The sequence below is a fragment of the Roseimicrobium gellanilyticum genome (genome assembly GCF_003315205.1).
Lineage (GTDB): Bacteria > Verrucomicrobiota > Verrucomicrobiia > Verrucomicrobiales > Verrucomicrobiaceae > Roseimicrobium > Roseimicrobium gellanilyticum.
In genome coordinates this window covers 200,333-221,918 of record NZ_QNRR01000006.1, presented here as the reverse complement: position 1 = coordinate 221,918, position 21,586 = coordinate 200,333, and the positions used below count along the sequence as shown (strand labels likewise).

At 60.8% G+C, this 21,586-nt stretch carries 20 protein-coding genes and 1 tRNA gene; 5 read left to right on the top strand and 16 right to left on the bottom strand.

Annotation, left to right across the window (positions count from 1 at the left end):
- Positions 1–35 precede the first annotated feature (35 nt).
- Positions 36–1,523, top strand: coding sequence for an Hsp70 family protein (locus DES53_RS17720; RefSeq protein ID WP_113959624.1), 1,488 nt, complete (start codon positions 36–38; stop codon positions 1,521–1,523).
- Positions 1,524–1,550: 27 nt separating this feature from the next.
- Positions 1,551–2,009 (top strand): hypothetical protein, encoded by a 459-nt coding sequence (locus DES53_RS17715; protein ID WP_113959623.1) that lies wholly within the window; start codon positions 1,551–1,553, stop codon positions 2,007–2,009.
- Between the two features lie 13 nt (positions 2,010–2,022).
- Here the strand turns inward: DES53_RS17715 and DES53_RS17710 are convergent, their stop codons facing one another.
- A complete protein-coding gene (locus tag DES53_RS17710; RefSeq protein ID WP_170157195.1) occupies positions 2,023–2,508 on the bottom strand; it encodes a hypothetical protein in 486 nt (161 codons plus the stop codon).
- A gap of 100 nt (positions 2,509–2,608) precedes the next feature.
- On the opposite strand from DES53_RS17710, the gene DES53_RS17705 reads away from it, so the two are divergent.
- Both DES53_RS17705 and DES53_RS17700 read left to right on the top strand, forming a co-directional pair.
- Positions 2,609–6,277 (top strand): PVC-type heme-binding CxxCH protein, encoded by a 3,669-nt coding sequence (locus tag DES53_RS17705; RefSeq protein ID WP_170157194.1) that lies wholly within the window; start codon positions 2,609–2,611, stop codon positions 6,275–6,277.
- Positions 6,278–6,287: 10 nt separating this feature from the next.
- Complete coding sequence (locus DES53_RS17700; protein ID WP_113959620.1) at positions 6,288–6,935, top strand: tetratricopeptide repeat protein; 648 nt, start codon at positions 6,288–6,290, stop codon at positions 6,933–6,935.
- Between the two features lie 248 nt (positions 6,936–7,183).
- Here DES53_RS17700 and DES53_RS17695 read toward each other — a convergent pair whose 3' ends face one another.
- The 4 genes from DES53_RS17695 to DES53_RS17680 form a co-directional block, all read right to left on the bottom strand.
- Positions 7,184–7,954 carry a TorF family putative porin gene (locus DES53_RS17695; RefSeq protein ID WP_170157193.1) on the bottom strand — a complete coding sequence of 257 codons (771 nt, stop codon included), beginning with the start codon at positions 7,952–7,954 and terminating at the stop codon, positions 7,184–7,186.
- A 342-nt stretch (positions 7,955–8,296) separates the two neighbouring features.
- On the bottom strand, positions 8,297–8,521 hold the full coding sequence (locus DES53_RS17690; RefSeq protein WP_113959618.1) for a hypothetical protein: 225 nt from the start codon (positions 8,519–8,521) through the stop codon (positions 8,297–8,299).
- Positions 8,522–8,659: 138 nt separating this feature from the next.
- On the bottom strand, positions 8,660–8,929 hold the full coding sequence (gene rpsT / locus DES53_RS17685) for a 30S ribosomal protein S20 (protein WP_113959617.1): 270 nt from the start codon (positions 8,927–8,929) through the stop codon (positions 8,660–8,662).
- A gap of 83 nt (positions 8,930–9,012) precedes the next feature.
- Positions 9,013–9,516, bottom strand: coding sequence for a hypothetical protein (locus tag DES53_RS17680; protein WP_147263458.1), 504 nt, complete (start codon positions 9,514–9,516; stop codon positions 9,013–9,015).
- 121 nt (positions 9,517–9,637) lie between these two features.
- Here DES53_RS17680 and DES53_RS17675 point away from each other — a divergent pair, with 121 nt between their 5' ends.
- Positions 9,638–10,471 (top strand): FHA domain-containing protein, encoded by an 834-nt coding sequence (locus tag DES53_RS17675; protein ID WP_113959615.1) that lies wholly within the window; start codon positions 9,638–9,640, stop codon positions 10,469–10,471.
- A 212-nt stretch (positions 10,472–10,683) separates the two neighbouring features.
- Here DES53_RS17675 and DES53_RS17670 read toward each other — a convergent pair whose 3' ends face one another.
- From DES53_RS17670 to DES53_RS17620, 11 genes are all read right to left on the bottom strand, one after another.
- Complete coding sequence (locus DES53_RS17670; RefSeq protein ID WP_113959614.1) at positions 10,684–13,779, bottom strand: efflux RND transporter permease subunit; 3,096 nt, start codon at positions 13,777–13,779, stop codon at positions 10,684–10,686.
- 77 nt (positions 13,780–13,856) lie between these two features.
- Positions 13,857–14,969: an efflux RND transporter periplasmic adaptor subunit gene (locus DES53_RS17665; protein WP_113959613.1), complete on the bottom strand. Its 1,113-nt coding sequence runs from the start codon at positions 14,967–14,969 to the stop codon at positions 13,857–13,859.
- Between the two features lie 18 nt (positions 14,970–14,987).
- Complete coding sequence (locus tag DES53_RS17660) at positions 14,988–15,578, bottom strand: TetR/AcrR family transcriptional regulator (RefSeq protein ID WP_211325593.1); 591 nt, start codon at positions 15,576–15,578, stop codon at positions 14,988–14,990.
- A gap of 240 nt (positions 15,579–15,818) precedes the next feature.
- On the bottom strand, positions 15,819–16,493 hold the full coding sequence (locus DES53_RS17655) for a class I SAM-dependent methyltransferase (protein ID WP_113959611.1): 675 nt from the start codon (positions 16,491–16,493) through the stop codon (positions 15,819–15,821).
- 73 nt (positions 16,494–16,566) lie between these two features.
- Positions 16,567–17,157 (bottom strand): DUF4303 domain-containing protein, encoded by a 591-nt coding sequence (locus DES53_RS17650; protein WP_113959610.1) that lies wholly within the window; start codon positions 17,155–17,157, stop codon positions 16,567–16,569.
- 34 nt (positions 17,158–17,191) lie between these two features.
- Positions 17,192–17,770: a YdeI/OmpD-associated family protein gene (locus DES53_RS17645; RefSeq protein ID WP_113959609.1), complete on the bottom strand. Its 579-nt coding sequence runs from the start codon at positions 17,768–17,770 to the stop codon at positions 17,192–17,194.
- Positions 17,771–17,822: 52 nt separating this feature from the next.
- Positions 17,823–18,395: a DUF4256 domain-containing protein gene (locus tag DES53_RS17640; RefSeq protein WP_113959608.1), complete on the bottom strand. Its 573-nt coding sequence runs from the start codon at positions 18,393–18,395 to the stop codon at positions 17,823–17,825.
- A 152-nt stretch (positions 18,396–18,547) separates the two neighbouring features.
- A tRNA-Val gene (locus tag DES53_RS17635) sits at positions 18,548–18,622 on the bottom strand.
- A 231-nt stretch (positions 18,623–18,853) separates the two neighbouring features.
- On the bottom strand, positions 18,854–19,495 hold the full coding sequence (locus DES53_RS17630; RefSeq protein WP_113959607.1) for a lysophospholipid acyltransferase family protein: 642 nt from the start codon (positions 19,493–19,495) through the stop codon (positions 18,854–18,856).
- An 18-nt stretch (positions 19,496–19,513) separates the two neighbouring features.
- A complete protein-coding gene (gene xylB, locus DES53_RS17625) occupies positions 19,514–21,019 on the bottom strand; it encodes a xylulokinase (protein ID WP_113959606.1) in 1,506 nt (501 codons plus the stop codon).
- Between the two features lie 207 nt (positions 21,020–21,226).
- Positions 21,227–21,580: a hypothetical protein gene (locus DES53_RS17620; RefSeq protein WP_113959605.1), complete on the bottom strand. Its 354-nt coding sequence runs from the start codon at positions 21,578–21,580 to the stop codon at positions 21,227–21,229.
- Between the last annotated feature and the right edge of the window lie 6 nt (positions 21,581–21,586).

Here is a 21,586-nt window from a genome sequence, read left to right as displayed (position 1 = left end):
ATCCTGCTAAGGATCTTCAGTTCAACCCTCGAATCATGGCGGAATTTGTCGGCATCGACCTCGGCACCACATTGTCTGGTCTGGCTTATCTCAAGCCGGATGGACATCCTGAAATCGTCCCCAATGCAGACGGAGAACGGCTAACGCCCTCAGTCGTCTACTTTGATGCGCATGAGGAGGTGAAGCTGGTGGGCAGTTCCGCTCGCGATGGCGGGGATCCCAACCGTACGATCTACCAGATCAAGCGGCACATGGATGACCCGGATTATTTCGTGGAGATCGACGGGAAGAAGTGGACGCCTGCGGAAGTCTCCGCGCTGATTCTGAGCAAGCTCAAGCGTGAGTGCTCGCGCATTGTGGGTGACATCAAGGAGGCGGTGATCACAGTGCCGGCGAACTTCAATGAGCTGGCACGCAAGAGCACCATTGCTGCGAGCGAGATGGCCGGCATGAAGGTGCGGCGCCTGGTGAATGAACCAACCGCCGCCGCGGTGTACTACGCACACAGCCAGGGGGTGCGTGGCAAGGTGCTGGTATTTGATCTGGGCGGAGGCACGCTGGATGTGACGATTCTCGAGGTGGATGGCGACGGCTTCCGCATCATGACCAGTGAAGGCGCCCGCCACCTCGGAGGTTCAAACTTTGACGAACAGCTTCTGGATCTCTATGCGGATGAGTATCGCAAGCAGACCAGCGCCGAGCTCTTCACGGATGAACGCCAGCGCCGCCGTGTGCTGAATGCGGCCGAGGATGCGAAGAAGATGCTCAGCAAGCTGCAGCGCGTGAATGACACCATCGGCAACGATGTGAATGGCATTGCGCGCATCGACTTCACCAGGGATCAGTTTGAGAGGCTTGTGACAAAGCTGCTCACCCGCGCCATCATGCTGGTGGAGCAGGCGCTCGCAGGGGTGAATCTGAAGCCCAGGGACATCGATCACGTCGTGCTGGTGGGAGGTTCCACCCGCATCCCGAAGGTGAAGATCGCGCTGGAACGTTTCTTTGGCAAGGCGCCCAAGTCTTGCGGCAATGTGGATGAAGCCGTGGCCCTGGGCGCGGCGCTCTTCGCAAGGAAGTCCGCGCGCGTGCGCGAAGTGTGCAATGCCAGCTATGGCACCCTGGCTTACATCGTGAATCAAACCACGGGTGAGGAGGGGGTGAAGAACTCGATCGTCATCCCGAAGAACACACCCATCCCCTGCTCGCACACGCAGATCTACATCACCTCCGATGCCAACGAGCGTTTCATTGAGGTGGACATCACGCAAGGTGAAGATGAGGACCCGCGCTTCGTGGATGTGATTGGCAAGATCACGCTCGAAGTGCCACCGAATCGTCCTGCGGGATGCGAGGTGGCAGTGACCTATAGCTACGATGAAAACCAGCGTGTGCGCGCCCTCGTGGTAGACAAAGAAAGCGGTCGCTCCCAGGAAATCGCCGTGACCTACAAGGGCGCCGGCATCCTCACGGATGAGGAGCTGGAGAACCGCGGCTCCATGCTGCGGCAACTGCGCATTGAGTAGCGAGAACTTTTGAAACCCTCCCCCAGCATGTTCGAGAAGCTCAAGACCATCTTCAAAACCAAGGAGGCTCCTGCGGAGAAGCCAGCCCAGTCGCGCAATGGCAGCAATGGGGATAGTGTCCTCTCCAAGGTGACCAGCGTGGGACGTGAGAAATCATCCCGCGCACCCGTGCCGCTGGCACCTACTGAAGGAGAGGCAAAGAAATCGGCGCCGGCTGCTCCTGAGAGTCCCACACCGGCACCAGCGCCCGCTCAACCGCAGGCACTGCAACCTAAGGCCCCGGCGCAACCGGTGGGGCCGTCGCCTGAGGAGATTTGCGGTGTCACTGCGAAGATGAGCAAGGACGAGGTCCGGACGCGTCTGGCCTTCCTGTACAAACGCTACAACCGAGCCACCAGCAGCCTCAACGCCAAGCTCCGTGCTGAGGCGAACGATGTGCTGGATGCCGTGGTGGCCGTGCGGGAGAAGGTCTTTGGGCCGATTTGAGGACGAGGCGCTTTCAGAAGCCCGGCGGTTTCTGGGTTGTCTCCACGATAAACTCCAACTTGGCACCTCCCACGCCCAGGGCCGCGCGCAGTGGCGAGGCAGGATCGTAGGTGTTTTTCGGAGCTTCAGCTCTTGGATCGGCGGGCACCACGAACCCAAAGGTGCGCTCTCGGAAGTTGCCATTCTGCACGTATTGTTTGAGTTCGGCCGAGGTGACGGCCTCAGGCGTGCCGCCACTTTTGGGAGTGAAGGTGTAGCTGTCCGAAGTGGAGTCGTAGCGGACAATGTAGTCTGGCAGACGCTCCTCCACCTTCTCGACCAGGAACGAAACGGCTCGTTCCAATTCCCGGCCTGCGGCAGGGCTGTTGATCTGAAGGGTCGGGAAGGACCAATGAACCTCCTGTGTGCCGAGCCAGAGCAAGAGGGGAACAGCCGCCATCAAGGCAAGTATGCCAATCACCCGGCAGGCCTTCGAGAGACTGTCTTTGATACCTGGCATCAGGACCTTTGTGAGTTGCGCTGCAAAGCCTAGCTTCAGCAGGGAAGATTGTCGATGCAGGGACCTGACATTTTCCAGCCGGGTGCGGCGTTTCGTCCAGATGCTCCGTGTCTTGTTCCTCGCGTCTGCCCTGGTGTTTCTGACAGGTCCACTGCCTGTGCAGGGCAACGAAGTGGATCCGTTCTGGCCGGAACGTGATTCGCCCAAGCTGACCACCCCTGAGTGGATTGGTGAAGAGGGTGTCGACGCTGCCATCACAATCTCCATCGATGACATGCGGGACACAGCGAAGTACGAAGCCTTCATTCGCCCTATCCTGGAAAAGCTGAAGGAGGTGAGCGGTGGGCGGGCACCGTTCAGCATCTTTACGTGTGAAGTGCCGCCGGATGATCCGCAGCTTCAGGTGTGGCTGAAGGAAGGGGTGAGCATGGAGGTGCACACCTTGAAACACCCGTGTCCGCTGCTGCAGAAAGGGGACTTCGCCGCGGCGAAGGCGACGGTGGATGGGTGCATAGATTTGCTCAGCCAGATCCCCGGAGGAAAGCCGGTGTGTTATCGCATGCCGTGCTGCGACTCCATGAACAGCCCGAGCCCGCGCTTCTATGCGGAGATCTTCCACAAGAAGACATCTGTGGGGAACTTCCTCACGCTGGATTCCTCGGTGGCGTGCATCCTGACCAGCAAGGACAAATCCGTGCCTCAGGAACTCACCATGGATGCCCAGGGGCGCGAACGTTTCTGGAAGTATTACAACCCCCAGCCGGCGCATGTGGTGAAGTCCATGCAGAACTTTGGGACTTACATCGAGGACTATCCTTACCCGTATGTGATTGGTGAGCGTTGCTGGGAACTGCCCATCACCATGCCGAGTGACTGGCTGGCGCAGAATTTCCAGGGGAAGAACAACGATGCGACCGTGGATGATTGGAAGGCGGCGCTCGATATCATTGTGCTCAAGAAGGGCATGATGAACCTGTGCATTCATCCGCACGGCTGGATCCAGGCGTCGCAGATGGTGGAGTTCATCCAGTACGCGCACACGAAGTATGGGAAGAGAGTGCGCTTTCTCAGCATGAAGGAGGCGGGGGACAGGCTGGCGAAGCTGGACATCAGCAAGCATCGTCCGCAGCCACGCAAGATGGCCGAGGCTCCGCTGCCTGAAGGTGTGAAGGTGGTGGACGCGCAGGGGCGCGACAACGGGGTGCGCTTCGTGGATCTCAATGGCGATGGCCATGATGACATCGTCTTCTCCAATGCCGAGCGCTACGGTGTGTACATCTACAATCCCACCGAGAAGAAGAACGTGGATTGGCGTGTGGGGTGGACCTTTGTCATGCGTGAAGGAAAGGCGGGCGATGCCAACTCGATTCCACAAATCGTGCGGGCCGATGGCACGAACAACGGTGTGTGGTTCAAGCACGGATCCATGTGGGTGCAGAATGAGGACACGGACAGGCTGCCAGGCGTGGTGCGACGCATCACCTATGAGCAGCTTCTCAAGCAGCCGGGGCCGCCACCGCGCAGTCCAGAGGAATCGCTGCGCGCGCTTCGTGTCAAAAAGGGTTTCGTGGCGGAGCTCGTGGCTCAGGAGCCGATGGTGCAGGATCCCATCTTCATCGATTGGGATGAAAAGGGCCGCATGTGGGTGGTGGAGATGGCGGACTATCCACTGGGCGTGGATGGCCAGGGGAAGCCCGGTGGCCGCATCAAGATCCTTGAGGACACCGATCGTGACGGAGTCTACGACAAGGCCTCGTTGTTTCTGGATGAACTGCAGAATCCCACCGGCCTGGCACCATGGAAGAATGGCATCTTCGCACTCGCAGGTGGCGAGCTCTTCTTTGCTGCGGATACCAATGGTGATGGCAAGGCTGATGTGCGGGAGACGTGGTACGTCGGATTCAACAAGGGGAACTCACAGCACCTGGCAAACGGCCTCTGCTGGGGACTGGATGGCTGGTTCTACGGGGCGAATGGGGACAGTGGCGGCACGATTCAATCGGTGAAGGGCGGCGCTGTGCATGACCTGAGTGGACGCGACTTCCGGTTCAATCCCGTCACGCGGGAGTTTCAACTCCAACCAGGAAAGACCCAATGCGGCCGCTGGCGCGATGATGCCGGGAACTGGTTTGGCTCCAGCAACAGCTCCATGGGCTGGCACTACTTCATGGATGAGCGCTATGTGGCAAGGAACCCCAAGCTCGCTGTGCCGACCCTGCGTCGCGTGATGAACACAGGTGACGACAACAAGCGCGTCTTTCCCATTGCCACGCAGATGCGCAGGCTGAATTGGCCGGATGCTGTGAATACGCTGACCTCCGCGTGCAATGCCATGCCTTATCGTGACACGGTGTTTGGCGAAGGTTATCGCAACTCCATCTTTGTACCCGAGCCGGCAAACAATCTGGTGCATCGCGAAGTGCTGCAGCCGGACGGCATCAGTTTCACCGGACATCGCGCCGAAGATGAGAAGGACAGTGAGTTCCTCGCCAGTGAGGATCCGTGGTTCCGCCCAACCATGGCGCGCACGGGCCCGGATGGATGTCTCTATGTGGTGGATATGTATCGACTCGTGCTGGAGCATCCGGAGTGGATTCCCAAGCAGATGCAGGCGCACATGGATCTGCGTGCAGGTGAGGACAAGGGGAGGATCTATCGCATCCGGCCCGAGAGTCTGGAAAAGGAAAGGGTTGTCTATCCTTGGGAAGGAGAGGACCGGCTTGCCTGGGACCCGGGCAGCAATGTCTCCCTGATCTACAACCTGGGCAGCAACAACGGCTGGAAGGCGGACACGGCGCAGCGATTGCTCATCGAGCGGAATGCCACCGAAGCCGCGCCCATTGCCTCAGGCATGGTGGAAGGCTCCGCGGAGGTGCCGCCTCCATTTCCTGATGTGGTCAACGTGCGGGCGCTCTGGACACTGCATACCCTGCGAGAGCTCAAGTCCGCAGATCTGGAGTTTGCACTGAAGTCGTCCCTGCCTCTGACGCGGGTGCATGCGGTGAAGCTCAGCGAAGCTCATTTGGGAGAAGAGGAAATCCTGGCGCAGGTCTGCAAGCTCGCAGAAGACCCGGACCTCCGTGTGCGAGTGCAGGTGGCTCTCTCGCTGGGGGAGTCTTCCGATGTGCGTGTGCCCAGGGTGCTGCGGGCGCTGGCCAAGCGAGATGAAGGAAACAAGGATGTGCTCGCGGCGATCCTTACCGCCGTGCCCAGGCATGAGAAGGAATTGGCCGCCGACATCAAGACCTGGCAGACGGCGCTCAAGGCGGAGCCGAAACGCGCTGCCGCGCCGGCGCCCATGGTACTCACCAATGCCAATCCGGACCGCGAGAAGGTGGTGAAGCAGTATGGCAGTGCGGCGCAACTCACGGGCAATCCCACGACAGGTCATGCGCTGTACACGAACCTCTGCTCCGCGTGTCATCGGCTGAAGAATGAAGGCGTGGAAATCGGACCGGACCTGGGCATGGTGGCGGCGAAGCCGGTGGAGCAGATCATCGAGGCCATCATGGATCCGAACCGCGCGGTCGAGGCGCGCTACACGACGCAGACGATTACCACGAAGCAGGGGCGTGATGTCATTGGACTCGTGACGGAGGAAACGCCCAACAGTCTGACCGTGCGCACGACCGGGGGGCTGGAGACGATTCTGCGTGCGGATATCACCAAGCAGGGTGGCAATACCAAATCCCTGATGCCGGAGGGTTTGGAAATGTTGCTGACGCCGCAGCATGTGGCTGACATTTTGTCTTACATCCGGCAAAAGTAATCAGCATCCCATGAAACGTCCCTTCATCCCCTGTGTCCTTGGCTTTTGTGCCCTGCTTCTGCTGAGTTCGATGGCTCGCGGGCAGGAGAAGAATGCGGATACGTGGTTTCGGGAGGGAGTGCAGGCATTCTTTGACGCGAAACCCAAGGAGTCGGTCGTGGCGTTCGACAAGGTCATTTCACTGGAGCCTACCGCAGCACCGCAGCTCTGGCAGCGGGGGCTTTCTCTGTACTATGCGGAGGACTACAAGGAGGGACGCAAGCAATTCGAGCTGCACCAGACGGTGAATAGCAATGACGTGGAGAATGCGGCGTGGCATTTCATCTGCGTGGCGAAGTCCGAGGGGGTGGAGGCGGCACGGAAGGTGTTGATTCCCATCTCAGGCGATGCACGGGTGCCGATGAAGGAGGTGCATGATCTCTTCGCGGGGAAAGGAAGTGAAGAGGCCGTGCTGAAGGCGGCGTCTGCCGATGATGGGAGTGAGGAGGTGAAGAAGAATCACCTGTGCTATGCGCACCTGTATCTCGGGCTGTACTATGAGGCGCTCGGTGAGAAGGAGAAGGCCAAGGCGCACATGGTGAAGTCTGCGACGGAGTACAAAATGGACCACTACATGGGGAAGGTGTCGCAGGTGCATGTGAAGCTGCGGGGGTGGTGAGGTGGGCGCAGAGGCAGAGACTCGGAGAAGCGGAGAAGCGGAGATGCGGAGATGCGGAGATGCGGAGGGCTGCTGGGGAGGCGGCAATGGTGCGGCGCGCGTTCTTCGTCGTTTGTCGTCAGGCCGGAGGCCCAGCGTCCATTGGCAGGCGGGACGCCCAACCTCCTAAATGAAAAAGCCCTCCGGATTGCTCCGGAGGGCTGGGTACTTTGAACTCTTTCGAGCTCAGAGAAGGTGTTCCAAGTGAATTAGAACGTGATGCTGAGGCTCACGCCGCCGTAGATGCGGTCTTCTTCACCGGCGTCATCGAGGTCTTCCAGAGGAAGGTTGCCAGCGATGTAGGGGGTGAGGGTAGCGGTGCTGGTCAGCTTGATCGGAGCGGCAACGCCCACTTTCACGTGGTTGAAGCTGCTCACGCCGTAGTAGTCATCGCCGAGGGAGACGAGGGCTCCGGGGACGAGGCTGATACGGTCGGTGATCGCGAAGGTGTGGGACACGCCGACTTCGAAGTAGAAGCCTTCGGTGGTCCAGTCGTAGTAAGCGCCGCCGCTCACGTCCACAGGACCGAGGGCTGCGGTAGCCACGATGCCAAGTTCATTCACGTCTTCCACGCCGGACTCAACGTCGCCGAAGTAGAAGTAGTGGGTGTACTTGAGGCCCACGTTCACGGCGCCCAGGTCAGCCATCACGGCGCCATAGAGGTCGAGCTCATGGAAGGAACCAGGAGGGTTGCCGAACACGCCGGAGTCATCAGCGGAGGTGCCGAACCAGGCGCCAGCGTTGACGGAGATCACGTCGGTCACCGGGATGGTGGCGTCCAGGGAGGTGGAGACCAGGTTCTCAGCGAACAGCACGCCACGGAACACGTAGTGTGAGTCGTAAGCGATGGAGGCCGTGATGCCGAGGGGTTCTTCAGCGGCAGGAGCCTGAACCGGGACGGGAGCCTTGCCAGGGGAGCCGGCGAAAGCCGACGCGGCCAGCAGCGACAGTGCCGGGGTAAGCAGGGAGCGGAGTTTCATGCAGTGTGTTTTGGTTTGGTTGGTGTTAGTCGGTTGAAATACCACCACTGCCAGCTCCACGGACGAATCCGTGACGTCGGAAAAGGTGTATTTCGAGCGCCGAAAGTAGCGAGCTTTTCCCAGCTGTGAAGTTTTTTTCGCACGATCGGGCACGAAAAGTGCCCTAAAATTGAACATTTTTGCCCGCAGGGGTGTCGTCGGTACGCCGTACACACCGAACTCCCTCAAAAGCAGGGCAATTATGGCCCCTCAAAAAAGAAGGCGGAGGCCCTCAAAAGACGGGCTCCGCATGGAAAACAAGGGGCCGGTTCCACCGGCCAGGGTGCTTCTGAGACAGAAAAATCAGGCCATGTCCGAAGACAGGACGGAATTGGCCTTCCGCTTGGCCAGCATTTGGGCTTGGGCAATCACGCGTTCGGCGGTTTCATCGAACCGGTAGCCGTGGCAGCTCGGGCAGTGAAAAGTTCGCAGGGTGACGATGGAGCCGCAGCCCTCGCACACCTTATAGTCGGACGGTTGTTCCAGAATCTTGGCCGCTTGCTTCAACCGTTCTTTGGAGTCGCTCATGCTTGGTTGGGATGTCTTACTGAATACGCGCCATGTCAAGCGGGGGACTCACGGCTCACGCCTGGAAAAAACAAGGCGCGGTGTGATACCGCGCCTCTTGCCCGCAAGGGTTGGAATTGTCTGGCGAGTGCCTCGGCCTCAGGCCTTGGCGGTCTTGCCGAGCTTCTGGGCCACCCGGCTCTTGAGACGGGAGGCGGTGTTCTTGTGAAGGGTGCTCGTCTTGGCGGCCTTGTCAGCGGCGGAAGCGAAGTTGTTGTAGGCTTCCTGAGCGGCCTTGGAGTCACCGCTGGCGATCGCCGCGAGGACTTTCTTCCGGAGGGTGCGAACACGGCTCTTGGTGGCCTTGTTGCGCGCGGTGCGTGCCTTGATACGGCGGACGTCTTTTTCGGAAGAGCGGATGTTCGGCATAAAGCGGGTGTGAAATGCGGGGCGGAGTGTTTAAGGCACGATCAGCGCCGTGTCAAACGGGATGCAGCGAGTATTTCAGCGAATCATTTGTACCCGGAAATCATGGCGCACAGGGCCTTCTTTTGGGGGCCACCGGCATGGCGCACGGTTACCATGTACACGCCGGTCCGTTTGGGGGTCACATGCAGGGTCACCCCCCAGCCACCAGCAGTCTTTTCCGCTTTGGATTCGATGGGTTTGCCCTCGGCATCCAGCACTTGGGAGGCGATTTGCACGCCACTCTTCGGAGACACGGCGAGACACACCCGGTATTCGTTACCCTTGAAGAGCTGGATGCGCACGGCCTTGCCCACGTCGGGTGAGAGTTCGCGTTCCCAGATGTCCGCACGGAAATCAAACCCCTGGGACTCCTGAGTCTTGGCGAGTTCGACGAGTGCTTCTTCTACTTGGGATGCTTCATCGGCACGGACAGGAGCGAAGGGCATCAGGACGCAGGCGGCGAGAACGCCCAGAAATCGGCGCAATGGCAGGCAGGCACCTGCCCGTGGAGAGAGGCGTGAGGGATGGGGAAAGTCGTTCACACTCATGGATACGCTGACGGATTCCAGTTGGCCAGTCCGCCACTATAACGATCACGCCTCAGTTTGCACCCGATAGTTCAAACGAAAACTTGCTGACGGCAAAAACCCGTCTTTCATCGCACGCACCATGGCGCGCCTTGTTTTTACGCTGGAGGACGGTACTGAAATAGAGACGGAGCTCGACTCCGATGTCATCACGATCGGCAGGCATGCCGACAGCATCGTGGTGCTTCCCAGCGCGTCTGTGTCCAGCCATCATGCCACGGTGAAGCGCCGTGGAGACAGCTATTACGTGCAGGATCATGGCACGACGAATGGCACCAAAGTCAATGGCGTGGAAGTGGAGGAAGCCAAGCTCGAGGATGGTGACCAGCTTTCATTCGGCGATGTCCCGGCCGTTGTGCATCTGACGGATGCACCGGCCATCCCGACAGTGACTCCGCTGCCAAGTTTCTCCAAGCTCCCTCCGGGAGCCCCGGCTCTTCCGCCGAGCAGTGCAACCTCAGGCGTCACCGTATCTTCCACAAAAGGCAGCGGCAGGTCTGCCCAGCAGGTGGCACAAATGGCGCGCACCTCTGGCGTGCGCGGCCGCTCGCCTTCGTATTCACGCACGGTACAGTACAAGGAGTCTACCGGTTGCGCGGGATTCCTGACGTTTCTTTTCTTCCTCCTGCTGGCGTTTCTTATCGGCCTGCATGTGCGCCACGGCGTGGTCACCGGTGGATTCCTGCTGAAGGACGTGCTGATGAAGGCGCGTGAAAAAACGGAGTCCGGTGTGGAAAAACATTCGGAACCGGAAAAGCCTGCTGAGGGCGCGCCGGCACCATCACCTGCTCCAGCCGGCGGTGCTGCTCCCGCAGCGCCGGCGACGCCAACTCCGGCGCCGGGCGCGGGCAATCCTGCTCCGGCAACACCCGCTCCTGTAGGTGGTGGCGCCATGATGATGGACGCGAATAACTAGGCCGGTCAGGCGAGGCTTAAGTCTCCGCGACCCCTTCAGGGTCAAAACTTATTTTTGTTGTCGCACCCAGGGTGTCGGTCGCTGAGGCTCCCTAACCCTGGGCTGCGCTCCTGCGCCCCTTCAGGGCGCGGCTGCGGGACCGATGGATATGCTTGCGAGCTGCTTTGTGTCTATGCGTGCAAGGGTCGACAATGCTGACCAGGGGTGTTCCGTTACGCAGCGCTTCCTGCTGGGATGAGGGCGGGAACTGGCGTTTCTTCCTCGAGATTGTCCGTGTCGAGTTCCGGTTGGTGGCGTCCGGCAATGAGTGAGTAGAACACCGGCACGACGAAGAGCGTGAAGATGGTGCCCACCACCATCCCAGTCACAAGCACGATGCCGATGCTGTTACGTGCTTCGGCGCCGGGACCGGTCACGAGCACCAGGGGGAAGTGGCCGAAGACGGTCGCGGCGGAGGTCATGAGCACCGGGCGCAGGCGCGTGAGTGAGGCCTCGCGCAGGGCTGCCATCTTCTCCAGGCCTTGCGCCTGGAGTTCATTGGCGAACTGCACAATCAGGATGCCGTTCTTGGCGATCAGGCCCACCAGCGTGATGAGGCCCACCTGCGAGTAGATGTTGATTGTGGTGAAGTCGAGGAAGGTGAACATCAGCGCGCCGGAGATGGCGAGCGGCACGGAGCCGAGCAGCACGATGAGGGGATCGCGGAAGCTGCGGAATTGCGCGGCGAGCACGAGGTAGATGAGCACCACCGCGAAGCCGAGCGTCACGGTGAGTGCGGAGCCTTCACGGCGGATCTGGCGGGACTCGCCTGCATAGTCGAGCGTGACGCCTGGGCCGCCGGCCTTTCGTGCTGCTTCTTCCAGGACGCGCAGGCCTTCTTCCTTCGTCACGCCAGGTTGCACGCCACCGAAGATGCGCACGGCATTGCGTTGCTGGAAGCGGTTGAGCGTGCGTGGCGCGGTGTGAGCTTCGATGCTGGTGAAGGTGGACACCGGCACGAGTTCGCCTTCGGGAGTCTTCACCTTGAGATCGAGCAGAGGGCCCACGGCGGCGCGATCGTTGTCGCCAATCTGGGGGATGACCTTGTAGCTGCGGTCGAAGTAGTTGAAGCGATTCACATAGGCGCCGCCAAGGAGCGTGCCGAGTTCCTGGCCCACGCCCGCGAGGTCGAGTCCAAGGTCCGCGAGGCGCTCGCGGTCGATCATGACCCGCGCTTCGGGACGGTCGATTTTCAGGTCTGTGTCCACATAGAGGAACTTGCCGCTCTGGAAACCAGCGCCGATGATCTCGCCGACGGTTTGGAGCATGTTCTCCAGTGGCTCGTTCGTTTGCAGCACCAGCTCCACATCATACTGGCCGGGGGTGGGAAGCGGTGGGTCGAGACGCGGGAAAACACGGAGACCGGGCACGGAGGAGACCGCGCCATAGACTTCGCCGTACATCTCCGCGGTGGTGCGTCCGCGATTTTTCCAATCCTTCGCCACCATGCCGCCGAAGCCGCCCCAGCCTGCGGTGAGAGACCACATGTACTCCGCTTCCGGAAAGGCGGTCACGGCTTCCACTAGCTTGAGTGACTCACGATTGGCCGCCTCAATGGTGGAATCTGGAGGGGTGTCGAGGAAGAGGCTGATGTGGCTCTGGTCTTCCACGGGTGCGAGTTCCTTTGCCGAGAACATGTAGAAAGGCCAGGCGGCAAACATGACCACGATGGCAACGAGCACAATGACGGTGCGCATCTGCAGGGCCACATCCAACATGCTGGCGTAGACATTCTTCACACGTTCGAAGGTGCGGTTCACCAACCGCGTAAGCCAGCCTTCCTTCCCCTTGGCATGAACGAAGTGAGCGCTCATCACGGGAGAGAGTGTCAGGGCGACGAAGCCGGACACAACCACTGCGGCTGCCAGCGTGATGGCGAACTCCAGGAAGAGTGAGCCAGTCAGGCCTCCCTGGAAGCCAATCGGCGCATACACCGTGGCGAGCGTGATGGTCATTGCGATGATGGGGCCCAGAAGCTCTCGCGCTCCGATGAGTGCTGCCTGCATGCGTGTCTTCCCCTCGTGCACGTGGCGTTCCACGTTTTCCACCACGACGATGGCGTCATCCACCACCAGGCCCACGGAGAGCACGATGGCGAGGATGGTAAGCAGGTTCAGGCTGAATCCGCAGGCCAGCATGATCGCTGCCGCGCCGATGAGTGAGATGGGCATCGCAATGAGCGGCACGAGTGCCGTGCGAATGGATCCCATGAAAAGGAACACCGCGAGACCGACGATGAGCACGGTCTCGATGAGCGTCTTGCTGATTTCCTTCAGCGCGTCACGCATGAACATGGTGCCATCCCACGCGAGGTACATCTCGATGTCCTTCGGCAGGTTGGGGCGGATGCGGTCCATCTCTTCCTGCAGATTCCTGGCCACATCGATTTCATTGGAACCGATGAGGGGCCAGATGCCGAGGTACACACCCTCCTTCTTGCTGTGCTTCGCAATCATGTCCGGCTCTTCGGCGCCGAGTTCTACCTTCGCGACATCGCTGAGCCGCACGATGGCTCCATCGCGGTCGGTTACGATGAGGTTGGCGAACTCGTCTGTGGAACGCAGGTCGGTGTTCGCAAGAAGGTTGATCTCCACGAGGTTGCCCTTGGTGCGTCCCACGGCCGCGAGGAAGTTGTTGCGGCGCAGCGCGGCCTGCACGTCACCGGGAGAGAGGTTCAACGCGGCAAGGCGATCGGGATCAATCCAGACGCGCATGGCAATCTGTCGACCGCCTTCAATGGTCACACGTTGCACACCCGGAAGTGTGGCGAGCTGCGGTTGCAGCGTGCGGAGGAGCCAGTCTGTCACGGCGGGCACGCTACGCTCCGTCGAGTTGAAGCTCAGGTAGAAGGTCGCGTAGGGTCGATCCGCGCGCTGCACCTCCACGGCGGGAGGCTCTGCTTCCGTGGGAAGTTCCGCGCGGACCTGCTGTAGACGCGCGGTGACTTCCGCAAGGCCTGCGGTGATGTCGTGATTGAGCTTCAGCCGAACCGTTACCGTGCTGATGCCTGCGCGGCTGGTGGACTCCACATGGTCCACGCCACCAATCTGCGAGACCACACGCTCGATGGGGGTGGTGAGGAAACCTCGCACGGTCTCCGCACTCGCGCCGTAGTACAGCGTGGTGATGATGATCGAGGAGCTCTCAATCTTCGGATACTGCTGCACGGGTAGCGAGCTGATGGACCGCCAGCCAACGAGGACAATCACCAGGTTGACGACGATCGCGAGCACAGGGTGCTTGATGAAGATGTCGGTAAATGAGCGCATGAGATTCCGGCCCTCGGTGGAGTGGAGGAAGAAGGTGGGGAGGAGAGTGATGCGGCGGGAGCCGCTCGCTTGATTGCTTAGTTGGCCTGGCCTGCGTCCTTGGGAGCCTCATTGGCTGCCGCGACGAGCACAGCCTCGCGCAGTTTGAAGGAACCGGAGGCGGCCACGCGGTCGCCCGGCTTCAGACCGGACTCGATGAGCACCTCGTCGCCGTTCACGGCGCCGCTCTGCACCAGGCGCATGTGGGCCCGGTTCGCGCCGTTGGCTTCGGATGAAATCACAAAGACGTGGTCGCCCTCAGGGCCGCGACGCAGCGCACTGATGGGGACCGCCACGGCGGTGCGGGAAGCTCCGACAGGCACGCGGACACGCACGGAAGCACCAGGTGCAGGAGCCTGATTCGCATCATCGATTCTGGCGCGCACATCTGCGTTGCGTGTCTTGGGATCGACACGCGCATCGAGAGCAACGATCTTTGCCGTGACAGGCTTGTCATTGGTCACGTTGATGATCTCCACGGGGAATCCTTCCTTCAGCGTGCTGGAGACGGCCTGGGTCACGGTGAAGTCCACGTGCACCGCACCATCGACACCCTGCAGCGTCGTGAGCTCGGTGCCCTCTTCGAGGTACTGACCGGGGTGCAAATCCGCCATGCCCACGCGAGCGCGGAAGGGGGCGCGGATGATCTTGCGGGCGATCACCGCTTTCGTACGGGCCACCTGAGCAAGTGCGACATCACGCTCGGCCTGCGCGCGATCGAGTTCCATCTCCGGTGCCGCCTTGTTTTCTGAGAGCTGTTTCATGCGCTTCAGCGTGGCCTCGGCGAGTGAGGCCTGTGCCTCCTGCGCTTTCAGTTCCGCCTGCTCCACGGAGATATCCTGGGCCACGAGCACAGTACCCGCCTCTACGATCTGACCGGGTACGAGGGTTGCCTTCTCCACCGTGCCAGCGAGTTCATTGCGCAGGGTGATCGAGCGCAGCGCCAACACGGTACCGATGGACGTGGTGGTCCGGCGGTGCTCGCGCTGTTCGGCGACGGCAACGATCACCGACTCCATGGGCTCGGGCTGGCTGGCTGCCGCGGCGGCAGCCTGCTCAAGGGAGTTGCGTTTCCACGCGGCAAGAGCGTAGCCACCAGAGGCGACGGCTCCAATCAACACAACGGATGCGATCCAACGTGCAGCACTCATGATTTGGGCTTTGGGGGGTTATTTGAGAGCGCCGGCCTTTTCTTTCTCAGCCACGGCATTGTTAAGCAGGGTTTCCAGGGAGGCGCGGAGACGATCCATGACGGATTGATCCACGGGACGAAGTCGAAGCACCCAGTGCAGCCAGAGACCATCAATGGCGGTGACCACGGTCTCGCTCACGTTGGTGGGCAGGCCATCTTCGGCCACGAGGCGATAGAGGTCGGCATAGGCCTCGCGCATGGGCTGGATGAGCGCCGGGTCATGCGCGAGCGCGGCGAAGACAGCGGCATAGCTGCGCCGGAGCTGCTCCGTCCAGGTTTGCGCATCTGTGAGACAGCACTTCAGGATGGCGCGTGCCATGCGGCCGGGACCTTCAGGCACGCTCTGATAGGACTCGGTGAAATGTTTGCGCCAGGCGTCCGCCGTGCGCTTCACCATGGCCTCAATGAGGTGATCCTTGTTGGAGAAGTGGTGGAGCAGCCCTCCCTTGCTCACGCCTGCCTCGGAAGCCACTGCGTCAAACGTCAGGCGGGAAACCCCTTCTCTGGCGGCCACGGTTTCCGCTGCGTCGAGCAGGACGTCCTTGAGGGGATGTGGAGGGCGAATCATGCAGTCTGCCGGATGCATACCGTCCAGACGGTCGGAAATCAAGCCGTCCAGACGGTTTTTTTCGGGGCAATGGGCGAGCAGTTGCATCTCACCGTGATGACGAATACGCCGCGTCGAATGCGACCGGGGGCGGTGGATTTGGTGAACTTTTTACCTGGTTCCCGCCGACTAAGGGGTGGCGCTCACGTTTCGAATTCCAAACAAATGCGCTCGATGTGAATGTGTTATCCCCGTTTGAGGTCAGGCATACGCCACCCATCCCCGAAAGGTGAAAGCGGCGTAGAAGAGGCTGACGCTGGTGAAACCCGCTTCGCGCAACAGGGCCTCGTCGTGCTCGGGTGAGAGGATGGGAAGCTTTTCGCCGATGGCAGTGCGGGCGGACTCTGCGTGAGCGCGCTCGACGCCGGAGGAGATGGCGAATGCAGCGTAGCGGGAGAGCCAGAGGTCTCGTTCGTCCTTGCCTTCCGGGATGCTGTGATGGGCGGCGACAAATGGGGCGCCGGGCTTCAGACGACGGTGAACTTCCTTGAGGGTGCGGAGGCGTTCATCTGCGGGAATGAAGTGCAGAGTCAGCAGGCAGGACGCGGCGTCGAAAGGATGTTCCGGTGCGACATCGATGTAGCCTTCGTGAAGGTGCACACGCTTGCTGAGTGATGGGCCGAGTGTGGCGGTCGCGAGCCTCAGCATTTCAGCGGAAGGGTCGATGCCATCGAAGGTCCACTGCGGGTGGGCTTCGGCTAGGACCTTCAATTCAAGGCCTCCGCCAGCACCGAGCACCAGCACGCGGGCGTCCTCGGGAGTGCGCTCGGCGAGGAGCAGCGAGGTCATGCGTTGTAGGTCTGCGAAGCCTGGCACGAGACGGGGCGGATTTTCCGCATAGCGCGAGACGGCTTGGGGATCGTCGAAGTGGTTCATGCGTGAGCGCAGAGGTGCGCCAGCACGACTGGCAACAGCTTCCCGGAATTGGTTGTAGCGTCTGTCTGGCCTGTCATTGTTGAGAGCCGCCCGGAGAATCAGGCGCATCGGCATCCCAACTTACGTATCGCTCCACAACATCGGACGGATTTAGCTCTCGAACCCAGGACTCGACGAACTCCGGCGGCAGGTCCCCGACGACCAGCAATGTGATTTTGGAGCGAGTATGACCTTCTCCAAAAAAGTGCTCCTGCTCCAGTCTCTTGAGGCCGGTCAGAACGGCGAGCCACATTGGTTCTACAGCCGCCGCAAACTGCTCCGAGGGCAGGTCAAAATTTGCGCGCACAATATCGTTGATTTCGATGAAGTGCTCGTCGGCTATTTCGGGGAAGAATCCCCAGTCTCCATATGCCCAGCGCATTCCAGCATGCGTCGACGTGCAGCCGAATTGGGGATCGACTTCCTTTTTGTAACGCCTGACTGTCTCGGTCAGCGCCTCTTCGGTATTCGCGACAGCATGCAGGAATTGGAGAGAATCGTCAGTGAACAGGCCGAAGGCATAGAAATTCTGATCCGGATGCGCCTTGATCACTGCGGAAAATGCCGCTTTTGAGGCCGCGTAAACGCGTTCTTCCAAACTCAAGTGAGTGCGGGGTGTGCTCATTCCGGTGTGAGTGGCGGTGGAGATCTTGGTCGAACTAATCCTGGAGACCTTTGCCTTTGAGGATTTGCGGTGCGCACTTTTCGATGCGGGACTCGCGGGTCTTCGATTGTTTGGCGGCGGCGAAATGGAGGAGGTAGCCTCGTTGTCTTCCGGGGGTGAGTGCTTCGAAGGCAGCCTTCAATTTGGAGTTTTTGGCCAGCGCCTTCGTGAGTTCGTCGGGAACGGGAAACTCGGAGGTTTCTTTGTACTGCACTTCCAGACCGGCTTCCTGAGCATCCATGGCTTCGCGGATGTAGGACTTGATCGTGGGGGCCAGCTTGGTGATTTCACGGGCGCTGGTGAAGCGCATCTGGCGGGCGGCCTGGGTGTTCTCGCCGGGTTTGATGAGGAGACTCTTGGTGTCCTTCAGCAGGGCGCCTTTGCAGAACATCAAAGCGCAATATTCTTTGAAGCCCTGGATGATGAGCACATTGCTGCCTTGAAACGTGTAGCAGGGCTTGTCCCACTTCAGTTCCTCGGTCAACGGAAGGGTGAGGATGATCTCACGCATTGCTTCGAATTCCTCCCGCCATGTTTTGGTTTTCTTCAGGAAGGAATCGACCTTGGGATTCATGCGTGCGTGGTGGTGCGTCGGTGGGAGTTGAAGAGAAGGCGAGGAGTTGCGTTCAGACTCTCAGCGAGCCTCGGAAGGCCCGGGCGGCGTAGTAGGATTGCGCGCCGTTGTGATAGGTGAAGACGTGGTCGTAGCGACGATCGCAGAAGAGGGCGCCGCCGAGTTTCCGAATCTCGGGAGGTGTCTGCACCCAGCTGGAGGTTTTCAGGTCGAACTTCCCGAGCTTCTGCAGTTCGCGGTATTGCTCCTCGGTCAGGAGTTCGATGCCCATCTCGTTCGCCATGTCCGTGGCGGTGTTTTCCGGACGGGCTTCTTTTCTGGATTCCCAGCCTTCGCGATCGAAACAGGTGCTGCGTCGGCCGGTGGGACTTTCCGCGGAGCAATCGAAGAAGATGAACTCGCCGGTCTTCTTGTCATGCCCCACAACGTCGGGCTCACCGCCGGTGCGTTCCATTTCGCTGAGGGACCAGAGCTTGTCGGGGCTGGCTTCGAGCTTTGCCTGTACGTCGGCCCACGCGATGCCCTTGTGGCGGTTCATGTGCTTGTCGAAGCGGGCGCGCAAGGTGCTGAGCAGGGACTCGCGCTGGTCGGGCGACAGCTTCTTTTTGGATCCAGTGCCGGGCATGGTTGAGGGGCTTGGGGTTACGGGCCGAGGAAGGGGATGGCCAATGCCGTGGATTTTGAGACGGTCTGAAATCGTCCGGCAAGCACGAAGATGGGCGTGAATTGCCAAAGCCGCGGGTGGGTGCCACGTCTCCAACGTCCTGGGTGGAGAAATGGTGCGCGGTACAGGGTTCGAACCTGTGGCCCCTACCATGTCAAGGTAATGCTCTACCACTGAGCTAACCGCGCGGGGATGGCTTTCTGGAAGCCGGGGGAGTGGATACACGCACGCCAAGGGGGGTGCAAATGCTTTTTCGGAGAGGGCACGGCAGATCAAAAATAGATCGAGCGGCTCTGGGAGCGCTGACGTCCCGTCGGCGTTTTTGGGCCGCTGGGTCTCGGATGGCCAAGCTGCAAATACGCCGGCCAGAGGCCAGTGCTCCCAGGGCCGCGTCCGGCATCTTTCATCAGGGGTCCTTGTCAGCGGTCTTCTTGCGTCCCCTCGACCATGATGTTCTCAAGGGCCAAGCGCTGGGCTTCGCATTCTTCTTCGGTCATGCGACGGGGGACGGTGTAGGGGGTGCCGAACTCTACTTCGACGCCGCTGAAGGGCAGGGGGAGGAGGAAGCCGTCCCAGGTGCGGAAGCGGAAGGCGCGGTCGAAGCGGATGTGCACGGGCATGAGCTTGCCGCCGGTGAGCTGGGCGAGCTTGATGACGCCGAGGTTCATCTGGTACTTCGGGCCGCGGGGTCCATCGGGAGTGATGCCGATGTCGTGGCCGCTCTTCACGTAGTTCGCCAGCTCCACCATGGCCTGGGCACCACGGCGGGAACTGCTGCCGCGCACGGGTTTGAGTTTGAAATCCGAGCAGGCGTCCGCAATCACCTGGCCGTCACCGCTGGGGCTGGTGAGGAAGGCGCCCTCCTGTCCAGGGATGAGTGTCTCACGCAGGTATGGGATGAGGAACATGCGGTTGTGCCAGAAGACCCAGATGTGCCGCTCGTCCGTGGGATATGCCATGCCGGCATGATTGATGAAGCGGAAGCGCAGGGTGTTGCCGATGGCGCGGATGAGCCATGCGACCGCTTTGCCGGGACGTTTGATGATGCGAATTTTTGCCACGTAGCGCGATGCGGAAAATCAAAGATACTCCACCTCGCGCAGACGCTGCGTGAGCCTGCTGAACTGCTCGAGCTTTTCAGCATAGAGCGCGACGCGTGCGGGATCCGGACGGCAGCGGGTGCTCTCATCCAGGGTCACGAGACGTGAGGTGAGTTCCTCGATGTTCGTGGCTTTGCCGTCGCGCTTCTGCAGGGCGAAGGCGGCCTGGATGGCGGAGCCGAGGGCCGCGCCTTCCGCGGTGGCAAGGGTGACGACCTCGGCATTGAAGATATCCGCGGCAAGCTGGCGCCATGCCTTGCTCTGGGAGCCGCCGCCGGTGAGGCGGATTTCAGCGGGATTCATGCCGAGCTCACGGAAGCGCTGCAGGCCATAAGCGAGGCCGAGGGTGGCGCCTTCCATGGCGGCGCGGGCAAGGTTGCGCGGGTTCATGTTACCCGGGCGCAGGCCGTGGATCACACCGGTGCCATTGGGCAGGTTAGGGGTGCGTTCGCCATTGAGATAGGGGAGGAAGAGAAGACCTTCCGCGCCGGGCAGGGCTTCGGCAGCGGCGGCTTCGAGCTGGGGAATGGTCCAGCCAAACATCTCGCGCACCTGCTCGGTGACGACGGTCACGTTCATGGTGCACACGAGCGGCAGCCAGAGGTCATTGCTGTCGCAGAAGGCGGCGACTTCGGCCTGGCCATCCACCACGGGAGCATCTGCCACGCCGTAGAGGGTGCCGCTGGTGCCGAAGCTGGCGGTGATGATGCCGGGCTTCACATTCCCGGTCCCGATGGCGCCCATCATGTTGTCTCCACCCCCGGCGCTGACGATCACGTTGTCATTCAGGCCCCACTTTTTCACGAGCTCGGGGCGGATGGTGCCATGCACTTCCTGCGAGGAGCCGAGCGGAGGCAGCATGCTGAGCACACGCTCATCCACGAAGTCACAAATCTCGCGGTTCCACGTGCGCTGGCGGACATCGAGGATGCCGGTGCCGCTGGCGTCGCCGTACTCCATGCGCTTTACGCCGGAGAGCCAGAAGTTGATGTAATCATGCGGCAGCAGGATGGAGGTGACCTTGGCGAAGTTCTGCGGCTCGTTCTGTTTCAGCCAAAGGAGCTTCGGGATGGTGTAGCCGGGGAGGATGGCATTTCCTGCGAGGGCAATGCAGCCGGGCTGACCGCCGAACTCATGCGCGATCTGCTCGCACTGCGGTGCGGTGGAGGTGTCGCACCAGAGCTTCGCGGGGCGCACGACCTGGTCGTCCTTGTCCAGCACCACGAGGCCGTGCTGTTGGCCGCTCACGCCGATGCCGGCGATGTCCTTCCGTCTGTCGCCGAGGTGCTCCACGCACTCACTGATGCAGCCTTCCACCGCGGTGATCCACTCAGAGGGATGCTGCTCGAGATGACCTGCGGGCAGGCCTTCGATGAGATCATACTTGCGATGGGCGTGGGCGACGATCTGGCCGGACTCGAGGTCGAGCACGATGGCCTTGGTGCTCTGCGTGCCGCTGTCGATGCCAATGAAAAGGGAGGACATGGGTGAGGAAGTGGGTTGCGTTCCGCAGGCTATAGCGCGGTGGTGCGGGCTTGCCAGCCATCTTTTGCCATTGCCGCCATGGTACCTGCTCCTCCGCCCTTTCGGGGTTGGTAGGGAGGGCGACTTACCCAGAGTGTCGGCCGCTAAGGCTCGCGAACTCTGGGCAGCAACTTCGGGTCGGCGGTCCAAGCAACATGCTGGTGACCATCAATCGGCCAATCTTCTGAACTTCGCTTCGAAGCAGTCGCTGGAAAAGGACGCGGCATCTTCGAAGTATTCCGCAGGAAGCTGTTCCAGCTCTGCCAGGAGGCGGTCGCGAACGGATTCATCCGGCATGGCGAAGGAGAAGGTCCAGGTATCCAGCAGCACCTGGACTTCCGTGCCGAGGAGGGTGAGGTCGGCGATGTAGCCATCCAAGGTCTCCACCACGCTGGTCGGTGCTGCCCCGTAGGTGGCGATGAGGTGGGCCAGCAGCCGGGGAAAATAACGGGCCTCCGCGGGATCGATATCGATGCTGGGCCAGCCATTCCCCTGCCAGCGGTCTTTCCTGAACGTGAGCATGTTCCT

Coding starts and splice junctions, on each gene's coding strand:
- rpsT (WP_113959617.1), bottom strand. CDS start 8,929: ATGCCGAACATCCGCTCTTCCGAAAAAGACGTCCGCCGTATCAAGGCA.
- DES53_RS17665 (WP_113959613.1), bottom strand. CDS start 14,969: ATGAGTGCTGCACGTTGGATCGCATCCGTTGTGTTGATTGGAGCCGTC.
- DES53_RS17710 (WP_170157195.1), bottom strand. CDS start 2,508: ATGCCAGGTATCAAAGACAGTCTCTCGAAGGCCTGCCGGGTGATTGGC.
- DES53_RS17670 (WP_113959614.1), bottom strand. CDS start 13,779: ATGCGCTCATTTACCGACATCTTCATCAAGCACCCTGTGCTCGCGATC.
- DES53_RS17650 (WP_113959610.1), bottom strand. CDS start 17,157: ATGAGCACACCCCGCACTCACTTGAGTTTGGAAGAACGCGTTTACGCG.
- DES53_RS17645 (WP_113959609.1), bottom strand. CDS start 17,770: ATGAATCCCAAGGTCGATTCCTTCCTGAAGAAAACCAAAACATGGCGG.
- DES53_RS17675 (WP_113959615.1), top strand. CDS start 9,638: ATGGCGCGCCTTGTTTTTACGCTGGAGGACGGTACTGAAATAGAGACG.
- DES53_RS17660 (WP_211325593.1), bottom strand. CDS start 15,578: ATGATTCGCCCTCCACATCCCCTCAAGGACGTCCTGCTCGACGCAGCG.
- DES53_RS17640 (WP_113959608.1), bottom strand. CDS start 18,395: ATGCCCGGCACTGGATCCAAAAAGAAGCTGTCGCCCGACCAGCGCGAG.
- DES53_RS17715 (WP_113959623.1), top strand. CDS start 1,551: ATGTTCGAGAAGCTCAAGACCATCTTCAAAACCAAGGAGGCTCCTGCG.
- xylB (WP_113959606.1), bottom strand. CDS start 21,019: ATGTCCTCCCTTTTCATTGGCATCGACAGCGGCACGCAGAGCACCAAG.
- DES53_RS17720 (WP_113959624.1), top strand. CDS start 36: ATGGCGGAATTTGTCGGCATCGACCTCGGCACCACATTGTCTGGTCTG.
- DES53_RS17705 (WP_170157194.1), top strand. CDS start 2,609: ATGCTCCGTGTCTTGTTCCTCGCGTCTGCCCTGGTGTTTCTGACAGGT.
- DES53_RS17620 (WP_113959605.1), bottom strand. CDS start 21,580: ATGCTCACGTTCAGGAAAGACCGCTGGCAGGGGAATGGCTGGCCCAGC.
- DES53_RS17655 (WP_113959611.1), bottom strand. CDS start 16,493: ATGAACCACTTCGACGATCCCCAAGCCGTCTCGCGCTATGCGGAAAAT.
- DES53_RS17700 (WP_113959620.1), top strand. CDS start 6,288: ATGAAACGTCCCTTCATCCCCTGTGTCCTTGGCTTTTGTGCCCTGCTT.
- DES53_RS17695 (WP_170157193.1), bottom strand. CDS start 7,954: ATGAAACTCCGCTCCCTGCTTACCCCGGCACTGTCGCTGCTGGCCGCG.
- DES53_RS17680 (WP_147263458.1), bottom strand. CDS start 9,516: ATGAGTGTGAACGACTTTCCCCATCCCTCACGCCTCTCTCCACGGGCA.
- DES53_RS17690 (WP_113959618.1), bottom strand. CDS start 8,521: ATGAGCGACTCCAAAGAACGGTTGAAGCAAGCGGCCAAGATTCTGGAA.